This window comes from Legionellales bacterium (assembly GCA_026125385.1).
Lineage (GTDB): Bacteria > Pseudomonadota > Gammaproteobacteria > JAHCLG01 > JAHCLG01 > JAHCLG01.
Genome location: JAHCLG010000003.1, coordinates 36,892 through 62,401 on the forward strand (window position 1 = coordinate 36,892; position 25,510 = coordinate 62,401).

Below are 25,510 nucleotides of genomic sequence, written 5' to 3' on the forward strand. Positions count from 1 at the left end.
TTTTTACATTCCCAATTTTAATAATTCCCAATATTTTGCATAAAGAGCCAGCGCCGTTGTTGTCACATCCGTTTGGAATATGCCATGCTGCAAAATTGCTGCTGAGGGATACAATACGGGATCGTTTTGCATATCTGGTGGTAGTAATTCTTTGGCTTTCCAATTCGCCGTAGGGAAACCATTTTCCATGGTTGACCATTTAGCAATATCGGGGCGCAACATATAATTTATAAATTTATAGGCATTCTCGACATGCGGAGCATCTTTAGGAATAGCCAGCGTATCTACCCAAATCACAAAACCATCTTCAGGATAAACAAATCGCAAATTGGGATTTTCGCGTTTAGCATTAAAAAAATCGCCATTCCAAATAATGCCAATGGTGACATCATCGTCGATAGCGTAACTACTGGTAGACTGACTATTAAAAATTTTAATATTTGGCGTCAAGGTGCGAATTTTTTCATAAGCTTTAACAATTTCTGCCGGATCGCTAGTGTTGGGGGATAAGCCTAACACCATTAACGCTAATGAAAACACTTCGCGCGGGTCGTCTAATAATAAAAGTTTATCGCGAAATTGTGTATTCCATAATTGTGACCATGACGTTACGTGTAAATTAGGAAAAAACTTTGTGTTATAAAAAATTCCTGTTGCGCCCCAAACGAAGGGAATGGTGTAATCTCCTTCAGGATCATACTGTGGGTGCAAAAATTCTGGAGCAACGTAGTGAAAATTCGATAAGCGTTTAGTATCGATTTTTTCTAGCATATTCAATTTACGCATGCGATCAGCATAATAACTGGTGGGTTGAATAATATCGTACCCAGGATTTCCGGCGGCCGTTAACTTGGCAAATAATACTTCATTACTATCGAACGTGGAATAATTGACTTTAATGCCGGTATCTTTTTCAAATTGCTTGATGGCACCATAGGGTATTTCATTAGACCACACATAAATATTTAATACTGGCTCCTCCGCTCCTGCAAATGTCGCCAATAGCATTAAAAAAATGAATAAAATAATACGCATTATTTTTTCCTATATAGGGTATGAGCACCAATCACGAGAATTAACGTGGCAGAAAACATCAGCGCACACAGCGCATTAACATCGGGTCTTACCCCATGGCGTACCATCGAATAAATTGCCAGCGGTAAAATTTGAAAACTAGGACCTGAGACAAAATAGCTGATTAAGACATCATCTAACGATAAGGTAAAACCCAATAACCAGGCTGAAGCAATCGCCGAAAATAAAATCGGCAGCAAGATTTTGGTTAAGACTACACTATCACTCGCGCCTAAATCCTTAGCCGCTTCAAATAAATTACGTTCCAGCGTGAGCATGCGACTGTAAATGATCACAATCGCAAAGGGGATACAAAAAGTAATATGGGCAATCAATAAACTGAAAAATCCTAAGGGAAAATGAAAAACACTATAAAGCACTAATAATGCGATTCCGAATACGAGATCGGGCATCACAATTAAAATAAATACGATGATATAGCTGAGTTGTTTTCCCATGAATTTATAGCGATATAAACTCATCGCGGCGAATAAACCAATAAAACTCGCCATCGTGGAAGACAAAATACCAATGATAATGGAGTGCCAAGCCGATGACCACAAATCACTATTGGCAAATAAAGTGTGATACCAGTTCAAGGTAAACCCCTGCCATTGCGTAGAGTAGCGTGCCTGATTAAACGAAAAAATAATTAACGTGATAATAGGTGTATATAAAAATAAATAAATTAATCCCATATACCCCATTTTAACCGTACGCATCGATTGTTTCATACTAACTCCCGCCGATCGGTACCGCGTGAACTCCGCCAGTAGATGGATAACATGAGTCCCATGATCAAAGTTAAGGTGACACTCACAGCCGAACCCAATGGCCAATTTTGGCTAGTTAAGAATTGTTCTTCGATTAAATTACCTAATAATAATGATTTGGCACCGCCAAGCAGATCAGGAATATAAAATACTGTCATGGCAGGAAAAAATACTAAAATACAACCGGCGATGATTCCAGGAGAGGTTAGGGGTAATATGATTCGACGAAAAACGGTGAACGGTTTGGCACCCAAATCACGAGCCGCTTCAATTAACTGCAAATCCATGCGTTCTATGTTGGTATATAAAGGTAAAATCATAAAAGGCAATAAATTATAAACTAATCCTATCATGACTGCGGTATTGGTAAATAAAAGTTGCAAGGGCACATGAATAAATCCAAACTTTAATAAAAACCAATTCAATACTCCGCGAGTTTTAATCAACGTGATAATGGCATAACTGCGTACTAATGAACTGGTCCAAAAAGGAATGATTAAGGATAATAATAAAAAATTTTTCCATTTAGCATTCACCTGTGTTAAAAAATAGGCGAAAGGATAGGCAACAATTAAACACAATAAGGTACAACTGCCAGCAACGTAAAACGATTTGAGAAAAATATTTAAATAAATAGGATTAAATAATTCAAAATAATGACTGAGCGTAAAATGAAATGTCAGCACCATCTCTGGATCGCGATGCATGAGGCTAACAAAAAATACAAAGATAAACGGCAAAAGCCCGAATAAAAATAACCAGGTTAAAAATAAACTTATTGAAAAATATTTAAAATAATTATCCTTTTTCATAAGGCAATATCACTTCCCATCCTAACATCCAATCTATCCACACCGATTCGCCAATGGTATAAGCCAGGTCTTCATCTTCTTCATCAAAAAATTCTGTGGCGTGAATTAAACGCCCAGAATTTAAGCGCACCATTAAATCCACGGTTGAACCTTTGTAAATCACTTCCTCGACCCGGCCAGAAAGCATACTATCGGGATCTTCGACTTCTGTGCGATCGAGCACGCGACAATCTTCAGGGCGCACAATCACATGAATTTTATCCCCTACTTCAAATCCTGCCTGATTGTTTAAGTTTAAATCGAGTCCATCCAAATTCACCAGAATTTCATCGTCGTTGGCTTGTAAAATTTCTAGATCAAAAATATTCACTTCACCAATGAACTTGGCCACTGCAAGATTACTGGGATGTTCATAGACTTCACGAGGCGTGCCTTGTTGCACAATTCGACCGTGTTGCATAATCGCGACGCGATCGGACATTGATAAGGCTTCTTCTTGATCATGTGTCACGAAAATAAAGCTGATACCTAATTTGCGTTGTAATTGACGTAATTCTAATTGCATGTTTTTGCGTAGGCGATAATCCAAAGAGCTTAATGGTTCGTCGAACAATAACACCAAAGGTTGATTCACAACAGCACGCGCAATCGCCACACGTTGTTGTTGACCGCCTGATAATTGCGCGGGACGACGTTGTTCAAAGCCGGTGAGTTTAACGATAGCTAAGGCTTCGTTCACACGGTGGCGGATTTCATCTTCGGGTAACTTTTGGCAGCGTAAACCAAAACTGACATTTTCAAATACGGTCATGTGTGGAAATAAGGCATAATTTTGGAAAACTGTGTTCACATGACGCAAATTCGGTGCTAATCGCGCCACATTTTTCCCTGCAATAAAGATTTCGCCTTCATTGGGATCTTCAAAACCAGAAATGAGTCTTAATAAGGTCGTTTTACCACAACCCGAAGGACCCAGCAGGGTTAATATTTCACCATTGCGAACTTCGAGGTTGATATCTAGCAGAACGGGATGCCCCGCATAGGATTTGGTTAATTGTTTAATTTCGATAATATTTTCCAGTGCCACACTAGCCGCCTCCGCTCCGACAACGAAAGTGTGATTTATATAGGATCTACAAAAAATTGCAAGAAAAATTGCAAGGTAATCAATCCAGGAAGGAGTAGCGCATTGAAAGTACGAAACTCCTGAAGTCAAGAAATTGCGCCAGGAACGACTCCCTGGCGCAGAGGCTTAACAACATCAAGAGAAAAAAGGATTAACCTTCTACGGGAATACGACGGCTTTGATCTTTTTCCTTTTTAGGAATAACGATTTCAAGCACGCCATGTTTGCTTTTTGCGGCAATTTTTTCACCATCGGCAGTATCTGGTAAACTAAAGCGACGATAAAACTCACCGTGAGCGCGTTCGATACGTTTATAGAATTTTTCATCGTGCTGATGTTCACTGTGGCGTTCACCTTTAATGGTGAGCATGCCATCTTCCATAAACACTTGAATATCTTTAACATCAACGCCAGGTAAATCAGCATGCAATACAAATGCCTTTTCATTTTCGACGATATCAACTAATGGTAACCACTGACTGGTGGCAACATTAGAATCATCGCCATATAAAGAACGATTAACAATATTCGCTAATTCATCTTGAATTTTTGCCAGATTACCCCAAGGACGATACACATTAACTTTACTCATTTTTACTTTACCTCCAATCATCTTCTGAGTATAAAAATGGGGTTGCGGTAAATTTTTTCAAGTAAAAAAATAAAAAATTTAGGGCGTGTTGACAATTTACTATGCTGAGATTTAGCGCGTTGATTTTTCATCATCGTGCGCAGTTTACAGGCAGAAAATGAGCAGCGGATCACAACAAAGCAACGAGCTTAGGCCATCAAAGTAGAATTGCCGTTATACCCTAGTCTTCGATCCGCACCATAATCACATCACATTTAGCATGATGAGCGACTGAATTTGCCGTTGAACCCAACAAAGCTGAAAATCCATGACGTCCATGACTGCCGATAATAATCACATCGGCTTGAATATTTTTTGCGGTATTAAGAATTTGCGATTTGGCTGGACCCATTTCTAAATGGCAATCGCGTTCTGATAAATTTAATTGTTTAGCTAATGTATTTAATTCTTCGCGCACGCGATCTAACATTTGCGCTTCAAAATCGATAACGTCGATAAATCCGTAACTGTTGGCAGGAATAGGTTCTACGACGTGTAATACACTTAATTTAGCTTGCGTTAATTGACGAAGTTGTTGGGCTTTTTCGACAACAAGTTTGTTTTTTTCGGTAAAATCCACAGCAACTAGAATATGTGTATAAAGTGACATGATAAATTCCTTTTACGAGCTGAAGCAGAATACTTATTGTAGACATTTTTCAATGGACTGGCTACACCTACTCAGCTCAATGGGAGAATTTAGGCATAATTTGAGCTTGCCTTAACAAATAAATCGAATAAAGTTTGTTGCAGCGGATCGCTGGCTGCCGATAACTCAGGATGCCATTGCACGCCTAGTAACCAAGAATAATCTGGCATATCATAGGCTTCAATCACACCATCACCACACGATCCTACTACTCGCAAATTCTGCCCTAATTGATCAATCGATTGATGATACCATGAATGAACTTCAAACGCCTCGCACTGATAGGCATTGCTGAGAATGGAAGGCGAATGCAATTGCACCTGATGCGTCACCGGCTTACAGTTCTCACCGCGATGTAAAATGGTTTCGCCATAAACATCGGGTAAATGTTGATGTAAACTTCCCCCTTGCAGCACATTAATTAATTGCGCTCCGCGACAAATGGCAAAAATAGGTAAGCGTTTTTTTAAAACGGCTTCAGCAAGTTCCCATTCTGCGTTATCGCGCTCATGATTGATTTTTTCAAGTGCCGGATGTTTACTAGGAGCGCGATATAAATCAGGATTAACATCACTGCCACCCGTAAAAATTACGCCTTGAATCAAATTTAAAAGCTCGCCGACCTCGAGCAAACCGGGGGAAATTAAAATAGGAATACCACCCGCTGCTCTCACGGCACGAATATAGGCTTTAGGCATGTAAAGATGATCGTTATTTTCCGTCCAATAACTGGTAATTCCGATCAGAGGTTTTTGCATGCTTTCCATTCTCAAGAGGATATTTAAATGGATTGTAGCGCCGTTAGCTCGCGTTGACAATTCTACTCTGAAGAGCAACTTATCAACGCGTCTTAATTAAAATACGTAACCTGAAATAATGTAAGAGTTTCGCACTACTACGAAACTCCTGTCACCTTTAAGTTTTAGTAAAGACAATTTTTCCTTGTGCGCTACTGACTTTAATATGCGATCCTGCTGGATACTCTCCTGCTAAAATTGCTTGTGCTAAGGGGTTTTCTAAGTGAAGTTGGATAATACGTTTTAAAGGTCTTGCGCCATAGACTGGGTCATAACCTAAATTTGCAATTAAATCGAGGGCATTGTCATCCAGTGTTAATGTAATTTCACGATCGTGTAAACGTGATGCTAAGCGTTGAATTTGAATACGGGCAATATCGTGAATTTGTGCGCGTTGCAAGCCATGAAAAATCACTTGCGCATCTAAACGATTTAAAAATTCAGGGCGAAAATGATTGGCGACCTCTTCTTGCACCACACTGCGCATTTTTTCGGGATCGCTGGCGTATTCTTGAATTAAATGCGAACCAAGATTTGAGGTCATGACAATCACGGCGTGACGAAAATCCACGGTACGCCCTTGCCCATCGGTTAAACGACCATCGTCTAATACTTGTAATAAAATATTAAAAACATCAGGATGCGCTTTTTCCACTTCATCCAGTAAAATAACAGCATAAGGACGACGGCGGATTTGTTCGGTTAAATAGCCACCTTCTTCATATCCCACATATCCAGGCGGTGCGCCAATTAAACGCGCCACAGAATGTTTTTCCATAAATTCCGACATATCAATCCGCACCATGGCGGCTTCAGTGTCGAATAAAAAGCCTGATAATGCTTTACATAACTCTGTTTTACCCACACCGGTTGGGCCTAAAAATAAAAACGATCCAACAGGACGATTAGGATCGGATAACCCCGCGCGTGAGCGGCGAATGGCATTGGCTACCGTTGTCACCGCCTCTTCTTGTCCAATCACCCGTTGATGCAAATAGTCTTCCATGTGTAATAATTTTTGCTTTTCACCCTCCAGCATTTTGGCGACGGGAATACCCGTCCATTTTGACACAATTTCAGCAATTTCTTCATCGGTTACCCGACTGCGCAATAATTGCGGTTGATTATCTGCCTGCTCAGCCGCCAGTGCTACCGTTAATTTTTTTTCTAATTCAGGAATTTTGCCATATTGCAATTCCGACATCCGCGTTAAATCCCCTGCACGTCTCGCCGTTTCTAATTCATTGCGAGCACGCTCTAATTCAACTTTGATATTTTTAGCGCCTTCAACAGCGGCTTTTTCTGCTTTCCAAATTTCCTCTAAATCGGAATAATCTTTTTCTAATTTTTCAATTTGATGAATTAAATCTTCCAAACGTTTTTTAGAAGCTTCGTCTTCTTCTTTATGCAAGGCTTCGCGTTCAATTTTTAATTGAATAATCCGCCGTTCTAAGCGATCCATTTCTTCAGGTTTGGAATCAATTTCCATGCGAATGTGACTCGCCGCTTCGTCAATTAAATCGATCGCTTTATCAGGTAAATTGCGATCGGTGATGTAACGTTGAGATAAAATAGTTGCAGCGACAATCGCGGGATCGGTAATTTCTACACCATGATGTACTTCATAACGTTCTTTTAAACCACGTAAAATTGCAATGGTATCTTCTGTGGTGGGTTCATTAACTAATACTTTTTGAAAACGACGTTCTAAGGCTGCGTCTTTTTCAATATATTCGCGATATTCATCTAACGTAGTCGCGCCCACACAGTGTAATTCGCCGCGAGCTAACGCGGGTTTTAGCATATTTCCCGCATCCATAGCACCTTCTGCTTTACCCGCACCGACCATGGTATGAATTTCATCAATGAATAAAATAATTTGTCCTTCTTGTTTTGCCAAATCGTTTAATACGGCTTTTAAGCGCTCCTCAAATTCACCACGAAATTTTGCTCCAGCGATTAATGCGCCTAAATCAAGCGATAATAAACGTTTATTTTTTAATCCTTCTGGCACTTCACCATTAATAATGCGTTGAGCAAGTCCTTCGACAATAGCGGTTTTACCCACACCAGGCTCACCAATTAATACGGGATTATTTTTGGTGCGTCTTTGCAAGACTTGAATCGTACGACGAATTTCATCATCCCGACCAATCACTGGATCGAGCTTGCCTTGTTCAGCGCGTTCGGTTAAATCGATGGTATATTTTTCCAATGCTTGACGGTGCTCTTCAGCGTTTTGATCGTGAATAGTTTCACCGCCACGAATCGCGTGAATGGCTTTTTCTAATGCCGTTTTCGTCACGCCATTACGTCGTAATAATTCACCTGCGTGATCGGTATCTTCGAGGAGTGCTAATAAAAATAATTCACTGGAAATATACTGATCTTTTCGGGCTTGCGCTAATTTATCGGTGATATTTAACACGCGTTGCAAGCTGGAAGAAATATGTAATTCACCACTCGCAGCGCCACTCACTTTAGGTAAATTATCCAAGGCATTATCAATATGACTGCGTAATTGTGCGATATTAGCACCGGCATTATTTAAAATATGATTAGCCGTTCCGCCATTTTGATCGAGCAGTGCTTTTAATACATGCAAGGGTTCAATCATTTGATTATCACGCCCAATTGCCAACGATTGCGCATCGCTTAAGGCTAATTGCAATTTAGAAGTTAATTTATCATAACGCATGAGTAAGCCATCCTGTGTTAAACATCAATTAGATTGTAATAGAAATGGGGAATAAATAAAAAATTTCAAGTTGGTATTTTCACTTGATCAGCAGTTTCGCACAAGTGCGAAACTGCTGTTGATAACAATACCGCAGACTCTGCGTAAGGTGTATACCACTTTCTAGTGCTTGCTATCTTAATTGTCTTGGTTACAATGTTCGATAATCAAATACGCTTTAGGAAAAAATCATGTCAGCAGAACAACCGCAGTGGGAAAAAGATGTTTTAGAACGACTATTATTTGCGAGTTTGCAAGAACAACGGCGGGCGCGTCGTTGGGGAATTTTTTTTAAGTTAATGTTCTTATTTTATGTTTTAATTTTTATTCTCATACTATGGCCTAATAACACCACAGAAATGCCAGGTGTTTCAACGCCTCATGCTGCCATCATCAACATTACCGGCACTATTTTCCCCGGTGGCGAATATAGCGCAGAGCACATCATTCGCAATCTTAATCGCGCGTTTCAAGATAAAAATACCTTAGGGGTAATTTTAAATATTAATAGTCCAGGCGGCACACCCGTACAAGCAGATGAAGTGTATAACGAAATTACACGTTTGCGCCAACGCTATCCCAGCAAAAAAATTTATGCGGTGTGTTCCGATATTTGCGCTTCCGGTGCGTATTACATCGCCGCTAGCACAAACGCTATTTACGCCGATCCCTCAAGCTTAGTCGGCTCCATCGGCGTGATGATTGGCAGCTTTGGTTTTACCGATGCCATGCAAAAACTCGGTATCGAGCGTCGCCTATTGGTTGCAGGTAAAAATAAAGGCTTGCTTGATCCTTTCTCACCGATGAATGATACGCAAAAACACTATTTACAAGATATCATCGATAAAACCCATCAAATTTTTATCGATAAAGTAAAACAAGGTCGTGGCGCACGCTTAAAGTTAGATACCCCCGATTTATTTTCCGGCTTAGTGTGGACCGGCGCGGATGCAGAGCGCATCGGCTTAGTCGATGGCATGAAGAGTGTGGCCGATGTGGCAAGGGATCTCTTTAAAACTAAAAATATTGTCAATTATCGTAGTCCAGTCAGTTTTATCGATCGCTTAAGCCGTGGACTAACCACCGATTTTGCCGATGGTCTGTTGCGACATTTAAGCTAAATGCGGCTGTTATGGTTTTAAATAGGATCACTAGGGCGTGTTACCAATTCGCTGTGGCCAACGAGGGATATTGTTAATCCAGCCTAATCCAAACAGGCTTAAAAAATTGAGCTAAACTTAAAAGAGTTGATCCGGGGAGTAGAGAATTAAATGAAACGTAACCAAGGCTTTACTTTAATCGAGCTGATGATCACGGTCGCCATTGTCGGCGTGATCGTAGCAATTGCAGTTCCTATGTATAATCAACACATTATGGCCACCCGTCGAGTAGAAGCCACGATGTCGCTCAACGATTTAGCGGCACGCATGGAGCGCTTTCACACCATGAATAATACCTATGCGACCATCGCCACACCGGCAAGTTTAGGAGCAACCAACCCTGCGAATTATACCTTAAGCATTCCAACTCAAACCGCAAATACCTTTACCATTCGTGCCACACCCGTCGCAGGCACGACGCAAGCTAATGACCCCTGCGGGAGTTTTACCCTCACGCAAGCCGGCGTTATTGGTGTCACGGGCACTGAAAATGTCAACACCTGCTGGAGACGTTAGCGTCTACTCACCATCTCCGGTCGTGGTTCTCGACATATTGTAAAAATTGTTCGCGGATCATTTTAGCATGACATTTTTTTAACAACGAGTTTGCCTGATCAATTTGATTTTGGCCAATAGCATGGATCCAAATCACTTTACCTCCGTGCTGAAATTGATGATGTTCGCGAAGTGTGCGTCGATGATGGTACCACTGGGCTAACAGTGAGCCTGGAATTAATCCCACAACCACACTCACAAGTAATACGCGGTAATTGTGTGCAATCGAGTCTCCGTCACCGAAGAGCAATAATCCCAGAATAATGATAAAAAACATCGGCAGACCTATCATAAATCCCAAAGTCCAACCTAGTTCATCCCTTAACAAGGGAAATGATTTGGGCGTGCGGGGATTTTTTTGTAATTTTTTAGGATCAATATATTTTTGTGAAAATTGTTTGTCTAATTTTTCCGCACTGGCTTGGACAACAATATCATGCATAGCAAAACCATGTGCCATCAACGCTTTTACCAAATTTTCCATTTTTTGCTCCGAATTAATAATTGCAGAAATTTGCACTTCTTGCTTTGGATTATTTGCATTCATAATAAACTCCCAATGCTTTATCAAAAAATTAACTTCTATGGTTTAAAATAATATCACTATTACTTTTAAACGTTTTAGACAATAGTCAATTTACATGGATTAAAAATTGAAAATTAAACTAGTTTTTTATATAATGTATTTGTGACTTCAGCTAATTCTGTTATAAATTCTTTTTTTTATTGTATTTTTAAATTTCACTTTATCACTATTTCTGCTCATTTTTAATCAACTCTCTTACACATTGCCAGGAGGCTAGCATGAATAAAAACCCTGTCACCCCAGCCGAATTAGAAAAAATGGAAGAGGTTTGCGAGTTGATTGTGGAAAATAAAAAATCCACCTCCAACATCCCTGCGCAACAACAAGACACTCAACCAGGTTTAGAAGAAGAAATGTGTCCCCACCCTATTTCCATTCACGAAAATTATCAGGGCGCTAACAAATTAAATAATAAAGTTGTTTTAATCACAGGCGGCGACAGCGGAATTGGTCGTGCCATTGCCTATCACTGCCATGCAGAAGGCGCTACTATTGTTTTTGCTTATCATAATGAACATAACGATGCCAATGAAACTTATGAATACATCAAACAACGTGGCGGCAATATTGCACCACCCTTAGATACCGATTTGTCACAATTTACAGAATGTCAACGTTTAGTGGAATATTGTATTAAACAATACGGTACCGTCGATATTTTAATTAACAACATTGCTGTGCAATTTTATAACGAAGACATCACGAGCATTAAGCCTGAACAATTATCGACTATTTTCGCCACTAACTTTTTTAGTTATTTTTATCTGTCGCAATTATGTTTGCCTTATTTAAAAGAAGGAAATTCCATTATTAATTCTTCTTCGGTAACCGCTTATCGCGGAAGTTCTCATTTAGTGGATTATTCTTCCACCAAAGGTGCCATTATTGCTTTTACCCGCTCTCTTGCCAAACAACTTTACTCACGAAAAATTCGCGTCAATGCTGTGGCACCAGGACCGGTGTGGACACCGTTAATTCCAGCGTCATTTCCCCAAGAAGCTGTAAAAAATTTTGGTAGCGACACTTTTTTAGGACGTCCAGCTCAACCCGCCGATATTGCACCCTGCTATATTTTTTTAGCGTCAACAGAAAGTTTATTTATGACCGGCCAAGTCCTTCATCCTAATGGCGGAGAAATTATTAATAGTTAGGAGGAAATTAACCATGACTCATGCAAACACTCATCATCACCAAACTCATTCTAGTTCTGGCAAAAAAACTAAAACTCAACATCAATCGAAAGGAAAACAGCGTAAAGCACCTGGTACCACGGGAAAAGGTGATTATTATCATGTGATATTGCGCCCTAAAGAAGAATTTGCAACATTTCGCAATCATGATGTTGGTAATGAAGGACACTCCATTCGAGTCGCAGGCAAACGCAGCAGTGGTTCGTGGTCAACCCAAAAATGGTTAATCAGCAAAAACGATGCGTATGTAGATAAAAATAGTTATCTGCGCAGCGATCGCGAAAAAACGCAAACCATTTTAAAACGGTTAGGCACGATCCCAAAACATACTAAAGGTGATCGTTTTACCGCGAAACCACGCCACACTGCGCATCATTCTAATTGAAGATAATTAAACTTGCTTTTACTCAGCCGCGTGCCGCAATTCTTTAGGCAAAGCAAATACAATATTTTCTTGACGTCCATTGAGTTCGTGAGAATATACGCCGCCTATCGATTCTAAATAGTGGATAACTTCTTTGACCAGAATTTCTGGCGCCGAAGCACCGGCAGTGACACCTACGGTTTGTATAGTATCGCTGAACCATTTCGGATCAATATTTTTGGCGTTATCGATTAAATAGGCTTTACAGCCTAATCGCGCGGCTAATTCTTGTAAGCGATTTGAGTTGGAACTGTTTTTAGATCCTACCACCAACACTAAATCCGATAGTTTTGCTAAATCCTTCACGGCATCTTGACGATTTTGCGTGGCATAGCAAATGTCTTCCGTACGCGGCCCATGAATAGCAGGATAACGTTGGCGTAGAGCAGTAATAATTTCTGCAGTATCATCTACGGATAAGGTGGTTTGGCTAATATAGGCTAATTTTTCGGGATTTTTAACGCGTAATTTTTCTACATCTCCTAAGTTTTCGACTAAATAAATACCGCCTTGTGGATTGTGATATTGTCCCATAGTGCCTTCCACTTCGGGGTGTCCAGCATGTCCGATGAGAATGCATTCATGGCCTAAACGTGAAAACCTCATGACTTCCATATGAACTTTGCTAACTAAAGGACAAGTAGCATCAAATACGTTTAATTGTCGCATTGCTGCTTCCTGGCGCACTTGTTGCGAAACGCCGTGCGCGCTATAAATCACCGTGCTTCCTGGCGGAATTTCTTTCAAGTCATCGACAAAGATTGCTCCTTTATTTTTTAATTCGGAGACGACAAATTGATTATGAACCACTTCGTGTCGCACATAAATGGGCGCACCTAATAAATCGAGCGCGCGATTAACAATTTCAATCGCACGATCGACACCGGCACAAAAACCGCGAGGATTGGCGAGATATATGGTAAATGGTTTCATAATAATTCACTCAATTTTAAATTTTTGAAGATGAAAAGCTTCAACACTCGCATCTTCTGGTGTTATTTTTTACTGTGTTTCCAATGATCGAAAATAATCAAACACGCCCCGATAAAAACCGCAGTATCAGCAATATTAAAAATTGGCCAATGCCAATGTTGCCAATGAAAATCGAGAAAATCGATCACATAACCGAAGCGCACGCGATCGATTAAATTTCCAATCGCTCCTCCTAAAATACACACAATACCACACGCTAATAATCGCTTTTGTTGAGTTAAGCTTGCTAACCACACCAATAAAATAATACTAACGCCACTGGCTAAGCCTGAAAAAAACCACACTTGCCAACCACCGGCTTGATGCAAAAAACTAAATGCTGAACCCGTATTAAACGCTAGGGTAAAATTAAAAAATGGCAACAGCACTTTTGGTTCGCCCAGTAAGAGGTGATGAGCAGCTAAATATTTAGTCGCTTGATCAAGAATAATAATGATAATACTTAACCATAACCAACGTAATTGCCCTTTTTTTTCTTTCATTAATAATGTTGCCATAATTTCCTCATTGGTAGTATGTAGCCTAAAATGGAGTAGCCGTAGCCTGGAACGTAGCGCAGACGTAGCCTGGAACGTAGCGCAGCGAAGATCCAGGATCGGTAATATTTTAAAACTTCGATCCTGGATCTTCGCTGCGCTACGTTCCAGGCTACGGCTCCGTTCCAGGTTACGGATTTATGCGAATTGACGAATTTCGCCTGCTTTTTCAATATTCGTCACACACCGCGAACAGAGTTCAGGATGTGAAGGATGTTGCCCCACTTCTTCGCGATGATGCCAACAACGCACGCATTTTGCATGTTGTGAAGCACTCACTTGCACACGTAATGTTTCATTGCCAATAGTCATTGTGCTGTCAGAATGATTAGCCTCACTTAAGGGTAATACCGTGGCGTAAGACGTAATAAAAATAAAACGCAACTCATCGTTAAAAACTTTTAATTGTTGCAATAATTTATCACTGCAATATAAAGTAATTTCTGCCGCTAGCGATGAACCGATTTCTCCTTGATTACGTTTAATTTCCAATTCTTTGTAAACCGCCTCGCGCACAGCAATGATATTTTCCCAATCGCTTTGAGTAAATTGGGGATCATTTAATGATTTTAATTCAGCATACCACGTGTTAAGAAATACCGAATCATTTTCACGGTTCGGTAAATATTGCCAAACTTCATCGGCGGTAAAACTTAAAATGGGGGCAAGCCAGCGCACTAAACTTTCCGCAATATGATACATCACCGTTTGCGCCGAACGCCGTGCTAAACTTTGGGTTGGCATAGTATAAATGCGATCTTTGATCACATCTAAATAAAATGCGCCTAAGGTTAATGTGCAAAAATGATGGATGGTTTGAATGACCTCATGAAATTGATAGGTTTCGTATGCTTGACAAACCTCTTGTTGCACCGCATACGCTTGCCCTAAAACATAACGATCGAGTGCTACTAAATTCTCATACGCCACACTATCTTTACTCGGATCAAAATCGCAAATATTGGCTAATAAATAACGCAGGGTATTACGAAGTCGACGATAAGTGTCGGCTGTGCGATTGAATAATTCGTGAGAACACGTAATTTCGCCGCGATAATCGGTGGAGGCAATCCATAAACGTAGAATATCCGCGCCCATGGTTTGAATAATTTTTTCAGGTGGAATAACATTACCCAATGATTTCGACATTTTATGACCGTTCTCATCGATGGTAAAACCATGAGTTAACACTTGACGATACGGTGCTTGATCATTTAAAACCACACCCGTTAATAACGACGATTGAAACCAACCACGATGTTGATCGGAACCCTCAAGATACATATCAGCAGGATAATTCAACTCCGGTAATTGTTTTAATACGCAATAATGAGTCACCCCAGAATCAAACCAAACATCTAAAACATCATGACTTTTTTCATAATCACTGGCGTCACTACCTATCAATTCTGCCGCCGGAATATCGTACCAGGCATCGATGCCATTTTTTTCCACGGCTTTTGCCACCTGTTCAATGATTTCTGGCGTGCGCGGATGAGGTTGTGCCGTTTCTTTGTGTAAAAATACAGGAATCGGCGTGCCCCAAGTGCGTTGACGCGAAATACACCAATCAGGATTATTTTCCACCATCGTGCTAAGGCGTTTTTCACCTTGAGGCGGAAACCATTTGACTTGCGCAATAGCATTTAAGGCGCGTTGACGTAAATCTGTTTCCTCCATGCTAATAAACCATTGCGGTGTCGCGCGGAAAATTAAAGGCGTTTTATGGCGCCAACAATGCGGATAACTGTGATTAATGTCACTGGCATGAATTAATAAATTTTTTGCTTGTAAAAATTCAAGCACCGTTTTATTGGCTTTTAATACATGTAGACCCGCAAAATGGGGTACCTCACTGCTGAATAAACCATTACTTAATACGGGATTATGAATTGGCAAACCATAATTTTTAGCGACTTGATAATCATCGGGGCCGTGTGCAGGGGCGGTGTGAACAGCGCCTGTTCCAGCTTCTAAGGTAACATGTTCTGCTAATAAAATCGGTACCCATTTATTCGAAATCATCGGATGTTTTAAAGTATGATGCAGTAATTTTTCACCAATAACCGAGGCAAGTACCGAATAATCTTCGCCGTTTATTATTTGCATGAAAGGTGTTACTAAATCGTGAGCAATGAGCAAACGTTCGTCGTTGACTTGGACTAAATCATAAATAAACTTAGGATGCACTGCGACCGCTTCATTCGCGGGCAATGTCCACGGTGTCGTGGTCCAAATAACCACCGAGATTGCACCGTGTCCTGAATTTTCTGCATTAAACGCGCTTAAGATCTTGGGTTCATCCACCACCGGAAAACGCACATAAATAGAAGGAGACTGTTTATCTTTATATTCCACTTCCGCTTGCGCCAGCGCTGAAGCGCAATCAAAACACCAAAATACTGGTTTATAACCCTGAGTAACCACACCTTTTTCAATGACTTTACCCAACGCGCGAATGACATTCGCTTCGTAATGATAATCCATCGTTAAATACGGCTTAAACCAATCGCCTAATAGCCCTAAACGCATGAATTCTTCGCGCTGAATATCAATAAATCCTTGCGCGTAATCCCGACAAGCCTGACGAAATTGTTTAGCAGAAATTTTATCGCCGGCTTTGCCGTGTTTTTTTTCCACGTTTAATTCAATCGGCAACCCATGACAATCCCAACCGGGCACGTAAGGGGTGGCAAAACCACTGATGTTTTTGGATTTCACCACGATGTCTTTTAAGACTTTATTCACCGCATGTCCTAAATGAATATTACCATTCGCGTACGGCGGACCATCGTGCAAAATAAATTTAGGCCGTGACTGCCACATTTTTTGCAGTTGTTGGTATAACCCCATTTCTTGCCAACGCGCTAAGAGTTGCGGCTCGCGTTGCGCTAAATTGGCTTTCATGGGAAACGCCGTTTGTGGCAAATTCAGGGTGTCTTTATAATTCGTCATGATTATCTTGATCCAGTTCCTATTCAGGGTGTTAAGCTTACACACTGTGAGCTTTTCTGGCTAGATTTTTTGTGCGTCCGTAACAGAAGTTAATGGCTCTCCTCAACCGTTTAGTTGGATTTAGCTGGTCAAATGCGAGATTGTTGTGTACAATTAATGATTAAAATCCTCATGCCCAATTTTCGATAAAAAAAACAGGAAATCAACATGTTAAGCTTAGACACTCACAACACGCAATCCCCTAATAATGATGAGCAATTAGAAAAACTTATAGCTGAATTTACTCAGCAGAATTCCAATAATGATAATAATATGCGTAATTATAATCTTGGGATTTTTTTAAAGCAATTTACAAAAGAAAATTTACGCTTAGTCTGCGAAAAGATCCCGTCATCACTCTTTACAACCGTACAAGATTTTCCTCATATTTTATGTGAATTAACTCCTGAGCAAATTCGCACTGTTTTCGAAGTAGAAGCATGGAAAAATCAATTAAAGGTAGTTGTTACCAATGCTAATAATTTTTTTGCCGTTATGATGCTGATTATAGATGAGACGAGTGACATTGTTTTTGATATATTGAAAAGCAAAGTTATTGATCTTGCTAATAATGCAAATGATTTTAATACAATTATTATTTCACTTGATTGCAGCAAACGTATAGAGGTCTATGAAATCTACAAGGATCGTTTAGCAAATCTCATCACGACGGTAAATGATCTGGAGCTTATTTTTAAATTTTTATTGCCTCCACAAAGAGAAAATGCAATCGAAATTTATTTTAGCCAAAAGCCACCTACCCAGATAATCAAATCTTGTGCGGATTTTATATTAATTTCACCCCATCTTTCCCCTCAACAGAAAAAAATGGTATTGAATTGCTCGGAAAACCTCATCCTCTCGACAATTAAAAATTCAATCGAACTTGATGAGCTTCTTCTGTGTCTTGATAGTAAAGAACGAGAAATTTTTATCAATAAGTTGATTTCTAATAATCTAGTGCAAGTTTTAATTCAATCTTATTATGATATTATTAAGATTCTTCACCACCTTTCTCCTGAACAGTTAAGAGCAGTTTATTATCGAGTTGAAAGCAAGATAATTTCATCATATCTAGTAGCCGATATTAACCATGTACTAAAGACTGTTAACAACTTAGTGATAATTGAACTTTTTTTATTTTCACGCAAAAAAGCTTTATCCAACTATATCAATTCAGCGAACGATTTTACCTCTATCTTTAGTAACATAAGAGACAAAAATAAACGCAACCTCATCTTTCAAAAACTTAAAGATATATTAATAGAAAAAAATATAATTAAAAACCCCAAGGATTTTCATAATATTTTTCAAATTCTTGATATCAAGGAAAAACAAGATTTTTTTCCAGAAATTCAAGAACAATTGTTAGAAGATGAATTTATACAATCCATCGAAGATGTCACTGATTTATATTACATTTTTTTTAATATTACAGCCGACAATTTCAGAACACTGACCCAAAAAGACGCTTTTAAAAAAAGAATTTTAGACATCATCAAAGGCTATGAGGAATTTGAATTATTTATTAACACTCTTTTCTCTGAAATATCGTACCTTACTTATAACAAGTGTCTAAATGAAATTACTGAACTCATCATCCAAACTTGTCATACCTCATTAACAAATAACATCAGTAATTTGGGCAACATAAGTATAAATTTTGTTAGTGACAAACAAATTGATACCTCTGTTATCCATACCTACCTTAATCTTTTCAAAGATAAACTAAATGATTTAATCCAAACCACTTCAGATTTTCAAACTATAGCACAGAGAATTGCGCTTGAATATCTAGAAGAAAGCTGGCATATAGAATTACCTGCTTTGCTTCTAAATAAAAATGACTTCCAGAAATTTTCAACATCAAGTATAGCTATAAATCTAAAAAGTTATTACGATCAAGAAATTGGAAAAATCACATTAACTCCCGACTCAACTAGCGATAGCATAAAACGTCTAGTAACAGCCGTAGGATATAATTATGGTCTTTTTTGCACGACTACTAATTTTTTCCAAAATGGATTTTTATTTTTTAGTCATGGCACTTCAGGTAAAAATAGGGTAGTTAGTTTTTTACAGAAAATTGCCATAATATCTGATGCCAATGAACTTCATCTGTTTATATATAACTATCTAAAAAATCCTGATAACGGTAATACTAAGCCAAACTCTTTTAGAACTAAATTGTTAAACGCGTTAGTCACCGCTTATGGTTTAAATAACAATTCCAATAACCCTTCATTTGATGAACTATTACTCGGCTATCAAAATAAAATAGAATCCATGGCTAAATATGAATCTTCAACTAATGCACTACCCCTCACAAAGTGATACATTTCGAAATGATTAACACCAAAGGTTATTTAAAATGAACATTAAACACTGGATAGCTATCATTGGCTTAATTTTTTGCACGCAAGTGTATTGTACCCCGCTTGCTGGGCGTTATATTTTAGAAAAATCTCATTGTGCAGGATTTGATTTTAAATCGTCACAGGTCGTGTATTGGTATAACGAAACGCAATGCCAGGCACCGGAACGTTTACGAATAAAATGGTTAAGCGCTAATCTTTTTGCCTTGATTGAAGATAAACCTGCTAGCACAAACCATCCCTGCCCGCCGCGAGTGTATATCGAAAAAATTCTGACATTAAATTCACACCACTTAGTCCTCAAAGAATTTTGGACCGGCTGGAATAATTTACCCGATGAGATTAATGTTTATACGAAACGCAGCGAGTAGCCTGGAACGGAGCGCAGCGTGTAGCGAGTAGCCTGGAACGGAGCGCAGCGTGTAGCGAGTAGCCTGGAACGGAGCGCAGCGTAGATCCAGGATCAGAGTTTTTTTATACCTCGATCCTGGATCTACGCTGCGCTCCGTTCCAGGCTACAGCTATGCTCCGTTCCAGGCTGCTAGATTATTTTCTAAATAATCCATCATGGTTATGCAAGCGATTGCCTGGTGATGGGCCGATTTTCTCTGTTCGGGGTGGTTGAACATACGCTTAATCATGTAATATAACCACCCAAGCCAAGTCGCAAAACTTGCAAACACTAAAGTCTGATCCAAGTGTGGTCGATAGCCACGAATTTTTGAATACGTGTGGATGACCTCGTTAAAAATAATGCGATCGCAAGTTCCATCGTCACCATAAGACACATTCACCGCTAAATTAATTAAATCAACATGAGGATGAATGATCCCAGCACCCTCCCAATCGATTAATACCGGCTCATGGTGGTTACGCCAAATAATATTTCCCAGATGTAAATCGCGATGACTGACGACTCGTTGTGGATCTAATGTTTGCATCGCTCGTTTATAACAGTCTTGCCAATGAATTAATTTAGGCAAGTAGTGATAGAGTTCTAAGAAATTTTCCACTTGACTCTGTTCAATTGTATTAAAAAAATAATGCCAATTAAAAATTGTCGGCATTTGCCAAGGCAATTTGGGCGCCTCTAGCAAAGGTAAATTCATAGTATGAATGTTTGCCAATACGCGGGCTAAAGCCTGTGTTTGTGAGGAACTCAGTGTCCCCTGTTTCACGTGTCCCTCAATCCACGGTGAAACTAAATAAATAATGTTATCGATTTTTAAATAAGGTTCATTTGCATATAATAATAATTCCTGGCTTGGGATCCCGCTCTTGGCAAAAATTTGCTGGATGCGATGAGAAGATTGAATATTTTCTTCATAGTCACCCTGCGCAAAACTCGGATGAATTTTTTTAATCATGTAATGATGGCGCTGCGTGATTAATTTCCAAACCGTATGGGTAAATCCTTGATGAAGGCGAATTAACTCTCGCTGCGGAGTGCCTAAACAAAATGCCTGACAAATACGCTTTAAATGAAGAGGCTCAATAGTGTTTGACATGCTGTAAACTACAGTGCTGTTCGCGCAAATGTTGTTGCCACCAGTAAAAACCTAAAGCCGCTAAACTGGTATAAAAAATATTTAAAACACTGGTAATATACAAACCTTTATATAAATACATCCCCACATAAGTGGCATCGACAATAAACCATACGTACCAAGTTTCAATATATTTTTTAGCGAGCAGCCATTGCGCGATTAAGCTTGCAGTCGTCGTGAAGGTGTCACAAACAATCATTTGTGAAGCGGTGAAATGTTGTAATAAATACGCCATGAAACCACAACCCACCGTAAATAAAATGAGGAGAAATAACACTGTTTTGCGCGGCGTATAGGCGATGCTAACACCCTGCTCTTTGTCGCCCCCATACAACCATTGATACCAGCCATAAATAAATAACACCAAATAGACTATTTGTAATGCCATATCACCGTATAAATGATTATCCTGGAATAGTTTTGCGTAAAGCATGACGGAAATAATGCCGGTTGGCCACGTTAAGAGATGTTGGCGCATTGAAAACCACGTACAAAAAAAACCTAAGCAAGCAGCGATAAATTCGATATAATGCATGATTAAATGACTTGTTAAATTCTCATGCCACGAATTTTATAGCGAGAGTAAGGCAATTACAATGCAAAAATCCACAGCCATTGCCCTGTTAACTACGGGTGATGAAATCATCCAGGGTGATATTCAAAATACCAATGCGCAAAACCTGGCAAACCGTTTGTTTGAGTTGGGATTCACCGTTGGCAATCAATTATCGGTCAGTGATGATGAAAAAGATATTATTAACGGGTTACAATTTTTAGCTCAATCTCATCAGGCAATCATTATAACGGGGGGACTTGGACCCACTGCTGATGATCGCACGCGTTATGCCTTGGCGCGTTTTTTAAATCGTGATTTACAATTGCATGAACCCAGCATGCAGCAATTGCGCGAACGTTTTGCTCGCTATCAAGTCGTACTCACCGATAATAATCAACAACAAGCGCTTTTTCCTGGTGATGCAGTGATTTTTCCCAATGCCAATGGATCGGCACCTGGGTGCATGGCAAAACACGCTGGACAATTATTTTTTATGTTGCCGGGGCCACCGCGTGAATGTCTACCGATGTTTGAAGAATTTGTATTACCTATGCTAAATCAACAGCTATTAAAACGGAGTCAAGACTGTTTAAAATGGCAAGTATTAGGTATCAGTGAAAGTTTATTAGCGCAAGGTTTTGAAGAATGCGTAAAACCATTTGCCTGTCGCACCGGATATCGTGTTCATTATCCTTATGTCGAAGTAAAATTATATCTCGACAATCAACACGATCGTTCACACATCCAAGAAATTACTCAACAATTTTTCAATCAATATGCTTATTTTCCCGAACAAAAAACTGCGAGTGACTGTTTATTAGAGTATTTAATTGAACATCAATGTTCCTTGAGTTTGCGCGATTTAGCCACCAAAGGATTACTCGCCCAACGGTTACTCAACGTGCGCTCCCATCATTTATTAGAATTTTATGCGCCCAATACCGCGGGACATCATATTATCATCACCGGCTTAGAAACTTATTGGGATCAAAGTATTCGCGAAGGCAACCTAGAATTCACCGTAGAACATTTTTTTAAAAATACCCCACTTAATCATACTCAGCACCACATCCCCTATCGTCAACAACCGATCTTACTCTATGTCGTTGAATTAATTTGCCAACAAGTGTTGGATAATTTTAGGGTAGCTTGTGAAAATTGAGCTCAGCCGATATAATTCGCTTTAATTTATTGTTTAATTTATAAAATCAAAGGGTTAATCATGTCTAATAAAAAAAACAAACCAGGTAAAAATAATAAAAGAAACTCTCAAATAAGCAAATCGACATTAATCTTATCCGCTGGTGGAATTTCTATGTTATTCCTGGCGTTATGGTTAGCCACAACTTCTTCAGATGAGGTCAATCTAAACTCATTAACCACAGACGACCCGCAATGTTCTCCTATTACCAACCAAGATCTTTCCCCCACTTGGCAAACATCTTCAGAACAGCTCAAATTATCTCTAGCTAATTTAATTGGATTTAACGATGAAGCCATTCAGTATTTAACTAAAAATAACATCGCTCCTGCGGATGTTTTTAGTTCCTACTCAACAAAATTTATAGATTATCGAGATCACGATGCTGCGGCTACCATGATGGTTGATACCCTATTACTAGAAACTAATTTAAAAATATATTTAGATAATCCTATACATCCTGATTTCATAAATAGCGGATCGCAAGCCTACTATCGCGCTCAGTATCAAGATATTGTTCACCAAGCAAAAACCGATATACCCTGTTATGCCATCAGTCGTGAATTATGGCGTGCATGGGTGGCTCTCTATAATAAAAATAATGGAATTAATATCATTTATTCCGCACAAGATGCTCTTGCACCCAATGAAAAGGTTGGATTAGGCTTCGCATTTAATGTTAGAAACACCACAGAAATAGCATCATTGCAAAAAATGATTGATCTGGGTGATAAACGCATTATGACTTACACGGATTTAAAATTGAAAAAATCTCTCCGACCTAATGAAAAAAGCACACTAGAAGAAGCAGAAGATATTGTCAAAAAATACTATTATCCTTTTCGCTTACGCAAAGGCTTAAAACTCAGTGCGGAAGACGTCACCATGTTGCAACAACTGGATACGATGGATGAAAATTATAACTTAAAAAAACCATTTCACTATGAATATGATGATAAACGCTACACTCTAGTGTTAACTGAGATTGAACGCACACCGGAAAATGAAATTAGAGCGCAAGGGTATTTTTGTCCAAAAGGGGATGATAATTTGGGATTTTGTTTGGGATCTGAAATTCTTTTTGAAAAAGACCATCCCGATTTAAACGGTAGAACCGCAAAAGATCAAGAACTTAACGCATTTAATTCCAGAATTGCCACCATTATGTCTTGGCCAGTACCCTTACGTGCTCATTTTTATCCTGAGTTGGATTGTCACTTTGGCAAAAAAATTAAATCTTTATATAATAAACTCCTCAAAGAACAAGAAAAAAATGCAAAAAAAGTTTTACAAAGCCAATTTACTCACCTCCAATCAATAAATTATGAAAGACTAGGATTTTACAAACCTTACAATAAAGATTCTCGTTGCACACACCGAAATACCAATGTCCAAGATCGTAATCAACATTCACAAAACCAATTAAAGCAGCAGCAAAAAATTGCGGATAATAACTATAAGAAATCTAGAAAAGTGAAATAAAGCTTTAAAAAAGGGCGTGTTGATAATTCGCTATGCTCAAACGTAGCTCGATGACTGTTGAACACACTAAGCGCCTCTGTTTACATAGAGTACATGAGCCGTGGAGCGCAGAAAACCAAAGAGCTACGACCAACAGAGTAGAATTGTCAATATGCCCTAGATTGAGTTGGGAAATTGAGCTCAGCCGATATCATTCGCTCTACCTGATTGTTTGATGCGTAAATTTAAAGACTTAATTAGATCTAATACTTTTGACTATAGTTCATGACTTCGATTTTTTTAATTGAAACCATTTTTTAAGCCCTAATAGTAATCCAATTAAAACAATTTGTTTAATTTCTTCCAACATCGAAGGTTGTTGTTGAGTAAGCGATTTTAATAGACTGTAGCGAATAAAAATGGCGATCGCCAAAATGAGCCAAAATAAACAAAGTACCGCAAATATTATAACCAAGCTCTCCTTGGATACTATTAAACCTAGCGGGATTAGGGCAATAAAACTCGTCGGTAGTGCCAAAATTGCGAGGCGTAATAGCATCCATTGGAGAAGAGCTAATTGATAATAGTATTTTACAGTGGTTAACTGAGAATTTAACATGACATTATTTACTCAATAACCAACCTAAAAATACTCCGGCAAGCAAACTAGCCCCTAAACTTTTAAACGGATTATTGGAAACGGCTTTTTCAGTTTTTTGTTGCGTCTGATTAAAATACTCAATGACTTTATCTTTAGCATCGTTTGCGGTGGATTTGGCATTCTCAAAATGCTTTTCAACCATTTTTTCTAATCGATCTTCTAATTTTTTTAATGTGTCTTTGTCTAACATATTTTCAAGTGTTTCTTTTTGTGCGCTCATAATTAAACTCCTTATGATACAAAGTTTTATTGTTGATACCCTATTTTAAATGGTGAAATAGGGTATCAATAAACAGCTGCAATGATGATGACGTGTTGATAACTCTACTTTTCAGTGCGTATCTCGCTGATTTTTTTGTGCTTCGCTATTCATTTTATTTCGTACTAAAAACCTTAGGCACTCAAAAATTAGCGAGCTACGGCTCTCGGCGAAGCGAATTGTTAATACGCCTAGTTTTTAACAGATTGCTCATCGAAAAATTTTTCCAATTCCTTTTGTACTTCTTCTTTAGTTTTTCCATAGCGCGATTGGATAACACCTCTTAATTCGTCGTATTGTCCATTAATTCGCGTAATATCGTCGTCAGTTAGTTTTCCCCATTGTTGTTTAATTTTACCTTTAAACTGGTTCCAAGAACCTTTAAATTGATCTTTATTCATAATAGTGACTCC

The 25,510-nt window shown here is 39.0% G+C and carries 25 protein-coding genes; 8 read left to right on the plus strand and 17 right to left on the minus strand.

Annotated features, from left to right (window positions below; genetic code table 11):
- Positions 1-3: 3 nt before the first annotated feature.
- From KIT27_01875 to clpB, 8 genes are all read right to left on the minus strand, one after another.
- The gene (locus KIT27_01875) at positions 4-1,035 is read right to left on the minus strand and encodes a spermidine/putrescine ABC transporter substrate-binding protein (GenBank protein ID MCW5588389.1); all 1,032 of its coding nucleotides are present in this window, start codon (positions 1,033-1,035) and stop codon (positions 4-6) included.
- Positions 1,035-1,796 (minus strand): ABC transporter permease subunit, encoded by a 762-nt coding sequence (locus KIT27_01880; GenBank protein ID MCW5588390.1) that lies wholly within the window; start codon positions 1,794-1,796, stop codon positions 1,035-1,037. The genes KIT27_01875 and KIT27_01880 overlap by 1 nt, the downstream gene beginning before the upstream one ends.
- A gap of 8 nt (positions 1,797-1,804) precedes the next feature.
- Complete coding sequence (gene potB / locus KIT27_01885; GenBank protein MCW5588391.1) at positions 1,805-2,659, minus strand: spermidine/putrescine ABC transporter permease PotB; 855 nt, start codon at positions 2,657-2,659, stop codon at positions 1,805-1,807.
- Complete coding sequence (potA, locus tag KIT27_01890) at positions 2,646-3,740, minus strand: spermidine/putrescine ABC transporter ATP-binding protein PotA (GenBank protein ID MCW5588392.1); 1,095 nt, start codon at positions 3,738-3,740, stop codon at positions 2,646-2,648. The genes potB and potA overlap by 14 nt, the downstream gene beginning before the upstream one ends.
- Before the next feature lie 196 nt (positions 3,741-3,936).
- A complete protein-coding gene (locus KIT27_01895) occupies positions 3,937-4,377 on the minus strand; it encodes an Hsp20/alpha crystallin family protein (GenBank protein MCW5588393.1) in 441 nt (146 codons plus the stop codon).
- A 220-nt stretch (positions 4,378-4,597) separates the two neighbouring features.
- Positions 4,598-5,026: a universal stress protein gene (locus KIT27_01900; protein MCW5588394.1), complete on the minus strand. Its 429-nt coding sequence runs from the start codon at positions 5,024-5,026 to the stop codon at positions 4,598-4,600.
- A gap of 89 nt (positions 5,027-5,115) precedes the next feature.
- Positions 5,116-5,823 (minus strand): gamma-glutamyl-gamma-aminobutyrate hydrolase family protein, encoded by a 708-nt coding sequence (locus KIT27_01905; protein ID MCW5588395.1) that lies wholly within the window; start codon positions 5,821-5,823, stop codon positions 5,116-5,118.
- Positions 5,824-5,980: 157 nt separating this feature from the next.
- Positions 5,981-8,560 carry an ATP-dependent chaperone ClpB gene (gene clpB, locus KIT27_01910; protein MCW5588396.1) on the minus strand — a complete coding sequence of 860 codons (2,580 nt, stop codon included), beginning with the start codon at positions 8,558-8,560 and terminating at the stop codon, positions 5,981-5,983.
- A 230-nt stretch (positions 8,561-8,790) separates the two neighbouring features.
- On the opposite strand from clpB, the gene KIT27_01915 reads away from it, so the two are divergent.
- Positions 8,791-9,720, plus strand: coding sequence for a S49 family peptidase (locus tag KIT27_01915; GenBank protein ID MCW5588397.1), 930 nt, complete (start codon positions 8,791-8,793; stop codon positions 9,718-9,720).
- Positions 9,721-9,870: 150 nt separating this feature from the next.
- A complete protein-coding gene (locus KIT27_01920; GenBank protein MCW5588398.1) occupies positions 9,871-10,275 on the plus strand; it encodes a type IV pilin protein in 405 nt (134 codons plus the stop codon).
- Between the two features lie 7 nt (positions 10,276-10,282).
- Here KIT27_01920 and KIT27_01925 read toward each other — a convergent pair whose 3' ends face one another.
- Complete coding sequence (locus tag KIT27_01925) at positions 10,283-10,861, minus strand: hypothetical protein (GenBank protein MCW5588399.1); 579 nt, start codon at positions 10,859-10,861, stop codon at positions 10,283-10,285.
- Between the two features lie 257 nt (positions 10,862-11,118).
- Between KIT27_01925 and KIT27_01930 the strand changes: the two genes are divergently transcribed.
- Together KIT27_01930 and KIT27_01935 are read left to right on the plus strand one after the other, a co-directional pair.
- Entirely contained in the window at positions 11,119-12,051 is a 933-nt protein-coding gene (locus KIT27_01930; protein MCW5588400.1) for an SDR family oxidoreductase, read from the plus strand.
- Between the two features lie 13 nt (positions 12,052-12,064).
- Complete coding sequence (locus KIT27_01935) at positions 12,065-12,475, plus strand: hypothetical protein (protein ID MCW5588401.1); 411 nt, start codon at positions 12,065-12,067, stop codon at positions 12,473-12,475.
- Positions 12,476-12,493: 18 nt separating this feature from the next.
- Here KIT27_01935 and ispH read toward each other — a convergent pair whose 3' ends face one another.
- The 3 genes from ispH to ileS form a co-directional block, all read right to left on the minus strand.
- Positions 12,494-13,447 carry a 4-hydroxy-3-methylbut-2-enyl diphosphate reductase gene (ispH, locus tag KIT27_01940; protein MCW5588402.1) on the minus strand — a complete coding sequence of 318 codons (954 nt, stop codon included), beginning with the start codon at positions 13,445-13,447 and terminating at the stop codon, positions 12,494-12,496.
- 62 nt (positions 13,448-13,509) lie between these two features.
- The gene (locus KIT27_01945; protein MCW5588403.1) at positions 13,510-13,989 is read right to left on the minus strand and encodes a lipoprotein signal peptidase; all 480 of its coding nucleotides are present in this window, start codon (positions 13,987-13,989) and stop codon (positions 13,510-13,512) included.
- A gap of 192 nt (positions 13,990-14,181) precedes the next feature.
- Positions 14,182-16,998 (minus strand): isoleucine--tRNA ligase, encoded by a 2,817-nt coding sequence (ileS, locus tag KIT27_01950; GenBank protein ID MCW5588404.1) that lies wholly within the window; start codon positions 16,996-16,998, stop codon positions 14,182-14,184.
- Positions 16,999-17,205: 207 nt separating this feature from the next.
- Here ileS and KIT27_01955 point away from each other — a divergent pair, with 207 nt between their 5' ends.
- Positions 17,206-19,371, plus strand: coding sequence for a hypothetical protein (locus KIT27_01955; protein ID MCW5588405.1), 2,166 nt, complete (start codon positions 17,206-17,208; stop codon positions 19,369-19,371).
- A gap of 37 nt (positions 19,372-19,408) precedes the next feature.
- Positions 19,409-19,783: a hypothetical protein gene (locus tag KIT27_01960; protein MCW5588406.1), complete on the plus strand. Its 375-nt coding sequence runs from the start codon at positions 19,409-19,411 to the stop codon at positions 19,781-19,783.
- Between the two features lie 150 nt (positions 19,784-19,933).
- Here the strand turns inward: KIT27_01960 and KIT27_01965 are convergent, their stop codons facing one another.
- Positions 19,934-20,920, minus strand: a complete 987-nt coding sequence (locus KIT27_01965) for an aminoglycoside phosphotransferase family protein (protein MCW5588407.1) — start codon at positions 20,918-20,920, stop codon at positions 19,934-19,936.
- Positions 20,904-21,494, minus strand: coding sequence for a nicotinamide riboside transporter PnuC (gene pnuC / locus KIT27_01970; GenBank protein ID MCW5588408.1), 591 nt, complete (start codon positions 21,492-21,494; stop codon positions 20,904-20,906). Before pnuC ends, KIT27_01965 begins: the two co-directional genes overlap by 17 nt.
- 61 nt (positions 21,495-21,555) lie before the next feature.
- Between pnuC and KIT27_01975 the strand changes: the two genes are divergently transcribed.
- Positions 21,556-22,677 (plus strand): competence/damage-inducible protein A, encoded by a 1,122-nt coding sequence (locus tag KIT27_01975; GenBank protein ID MCW5588409.1) that lies wholly within the window; start codon positions 21,556-21,558, stop codon positions 22,675-22,677.
- Positions 22,678-22,737: 60 nt separating this feature from the next.
- Entirely contained in the window at positions 22,738-24,198 is a 1,461-nt protein-coding gene (locus KIT27_01980) for a hypothetical protein (GenBank protein MCW5588410.1), read from the plus strand.
- Positions 24,199-24,460: 262 nt separating this feature from the next.
- Here the strand turns inward: KIT27_01980 and KIT27_01985 are convergent, their stop codons facing one another.
- From KIT27_01985 to KIT27_01995, 3 genes are all read right to left on the minus strand, one after another.
- Positions 24,461-24,796 (minus strand): hypothetical protein, encoded by a 336-nt coding sequence (locus tag KIT27_01985; protein ID MCW5588411.1) that lies wholly within the window; start codon positions 24,794-24,796, stop codon positions 24,461-24,463.
- A gap of 4 nt (positions 24,797-24,800) precedes the next feature.
- Complete coding sequence (locus KIT27_01990) at positions 24,801-25,058, minus strand: hypothetical protein (protein ID MCW5588412.1); 258 nt, start codon at positions 25,056-25,058, stop codon at positions 24,801-24,803.
- Between the two features lie 230 nt (positions 25,059-25,288).
- Positions 25,289-25,498 (minus strand): CsbD family protein, encoded by a 210-nt coding sequence (locus KIT27_01995; GenBank protein ID MCW5588413.1) that lies wholly within the window; start codon positions 25,496-25,498, stop codon positions 25,289-25,291.
- Positions 25,499-25,510 lie beyond the last annotated feature (12 nt).

What these genes read in the sequence shown, in the direction of transcription:
- KIT27_01925 (MCW5588399.1), bottom strand. Translation starts at nt 10,861, where the DNA reads ATGAATGCAAATAATCCAAAGCAAGAAGTGCAAATTTCTGCAATTATT.
- KIT27_01990 (MCW5588412.1), bottom strand. Translation starts at nt 25,058, where the DNA reads ATGAGCGCACAAAAAGAAACACTTGAAAATATGTTAGACAAAGACACA.
- clpB (MCW5588396.1), bottom strand. Translation starts at nt 8,560, where the DNA reads ATGCGTTATGATAAATTAACTTCTAAATTGCAATTAGCCTTAAGCGAT.
- potB (MCW5588391.1), bottom strand. Translation starts at nt 2,659, where the DNA reads ATGAAAAAGGATAATTATTTTAAATATTTTTCAATAAGTTTATTTTTA.
- KIT27_01980 (MCW5588410.1), top strand. Translation starts at nt 22,738, where the DNA reads ATGTCTAATAAAAAAAACAAACCAGGTAAAAATAATAAAAGAAACTCT.
- KIT27_01880 (MCW5588390.1), bottom strand. Translation starts at nt 1,796, where the DNA reads ATGCGTACGGTTAAAATGGGGTATATGGGATTAATTTATTTATTTTTA.
- KIT27_01975 (MCW5588409.1), top strand. Translation starts at nt 21,556, where the DNA reads ATGCAAAAATCCACAGCCATTGCCCTGTTAACTACGGGTGATGAAATC.
- KIT27_01960 (MCW5588406.1), top strand. Translation starts at nt 19,409, where the DNA reads ATGAACATTAAACACTGGATAGCTATCATTGGCTTAATTTTTTGCACG.
- KIT27_01930 (MCW5588400.1), top strand. Translation starts at nt 11,119, where the DNA reads ATGAATAAAAACCCTGTCACCCCAGCCGAATTAGAAAAAATGGAAGAG.
- ispH (MCW5588402.1), bottom strand. Translation starts at nt 13,447, where the DNA reads ATGAAACCATTTACCATATATCTCGCCAATCCTCGCGGTTTTTGTGCC.
- pnuC (MCW5588408.1), bottom strand. Translation starts at nt 21,494, where the DNA reads ATGCATTATATCGAATTTATCGCTGCTTGCTTAGGTTTTTTTTGTACG.
- KIT27_01955 (MCW5588405.1), top strand. Translation starts at nt 17,206, where the DNA reads ATGTTAAGCTTAGACACTCACAACACGCAATCCCCTAATAATGATGAG.
- KIT27_01900 (MCW5588394.1), bottom strand. Translation starts at nt 5,026, where the DNA reads ATGTCACTTTATACACATATTCTAGTTGCTGTGGATTTTACCGAAAAA.
- KIT27_01875 (MCW5588389.1), bottom strand. Translation starts at nt 1,035, where the DNA reads ATGCGTATTATTTTATTCATTTTTTTAATGCTATTGGCGACATTTGCA.
- ileS (MCW5588404.1), bottom strand. Translation starts at nt 16,998, where the DNA reads ATGACGAATTATAAAGACACCCTGAATTTGCCACAAACGGCGTTTCCC.
- KIT27_01915 (MCW5588397.1), top strand. Translation starts at nt 8,791, where the DNA reads ATGTCAGCAGAACAACCGCAGTGGGAAAAAGATGTTTTAGAACGACTA.
- KIT27_01945 (MCW5588403.1), bottom strand. Translation starts at nt 13,989, where the DNA reads ATGAAAGAAAAAAAAGGGCAATTACGTTGGTTATGGTTAAGTATTATC.
- KIT27_01995 (MCW5588413.1), bottom strand. Translation starts at nt 25,498, where the DNA reads ATGAATAAAGATCAATTTAAAGGTTCTTGGAACCAGTTTAAAGGTAAA.
- KIT27_01905 (MCW5588395.1), bottom strand. Translation starts at nt 5,823, where the DNA reads ATGCAAAAACCTCTGATCGGAATTACCAGTTATTGGACGGAAAATAAC.
- KIT27_01935 (MCW5588401.1), top strand. Translation starts at nt 12,065, where the DNA reads ATGACTCATGCAAACACTCATCATCACCAAACTCATTCTAGTTCTGGC.
- KIT27_01920 (MCW5588398.1), top strand. Translation starts at nt 9,871, where the DNA reads ATGAAACGTAACCAAGGCTTTACTTTAATCGAGCTGATGATCACGGTC.
- KIT27_01965 (MCW5588407.1), bottom strand. Translation starts at nt 20,920, where the DNA reads ATGTCAAACACTATTGAGCCTCTTCATTTAAAGCGTATTTGTCAGGCA.
- KIT27_01895 (MCW5588393.1), bottom strand. Translation starts at nt 4,377, where the DNA reads ATGAGTAAAGTTAATGTGTATCGTCCTTGGGGTAATCTGGCAAAAATT.
- KIT27_01985 (MCW5588411.1), bottom strand. Translation starts at nt 24,796, where the DNA reads ATGTTAAATTCTCAGTTAACCACTGTAAAATACTATTATCAATTAGCT.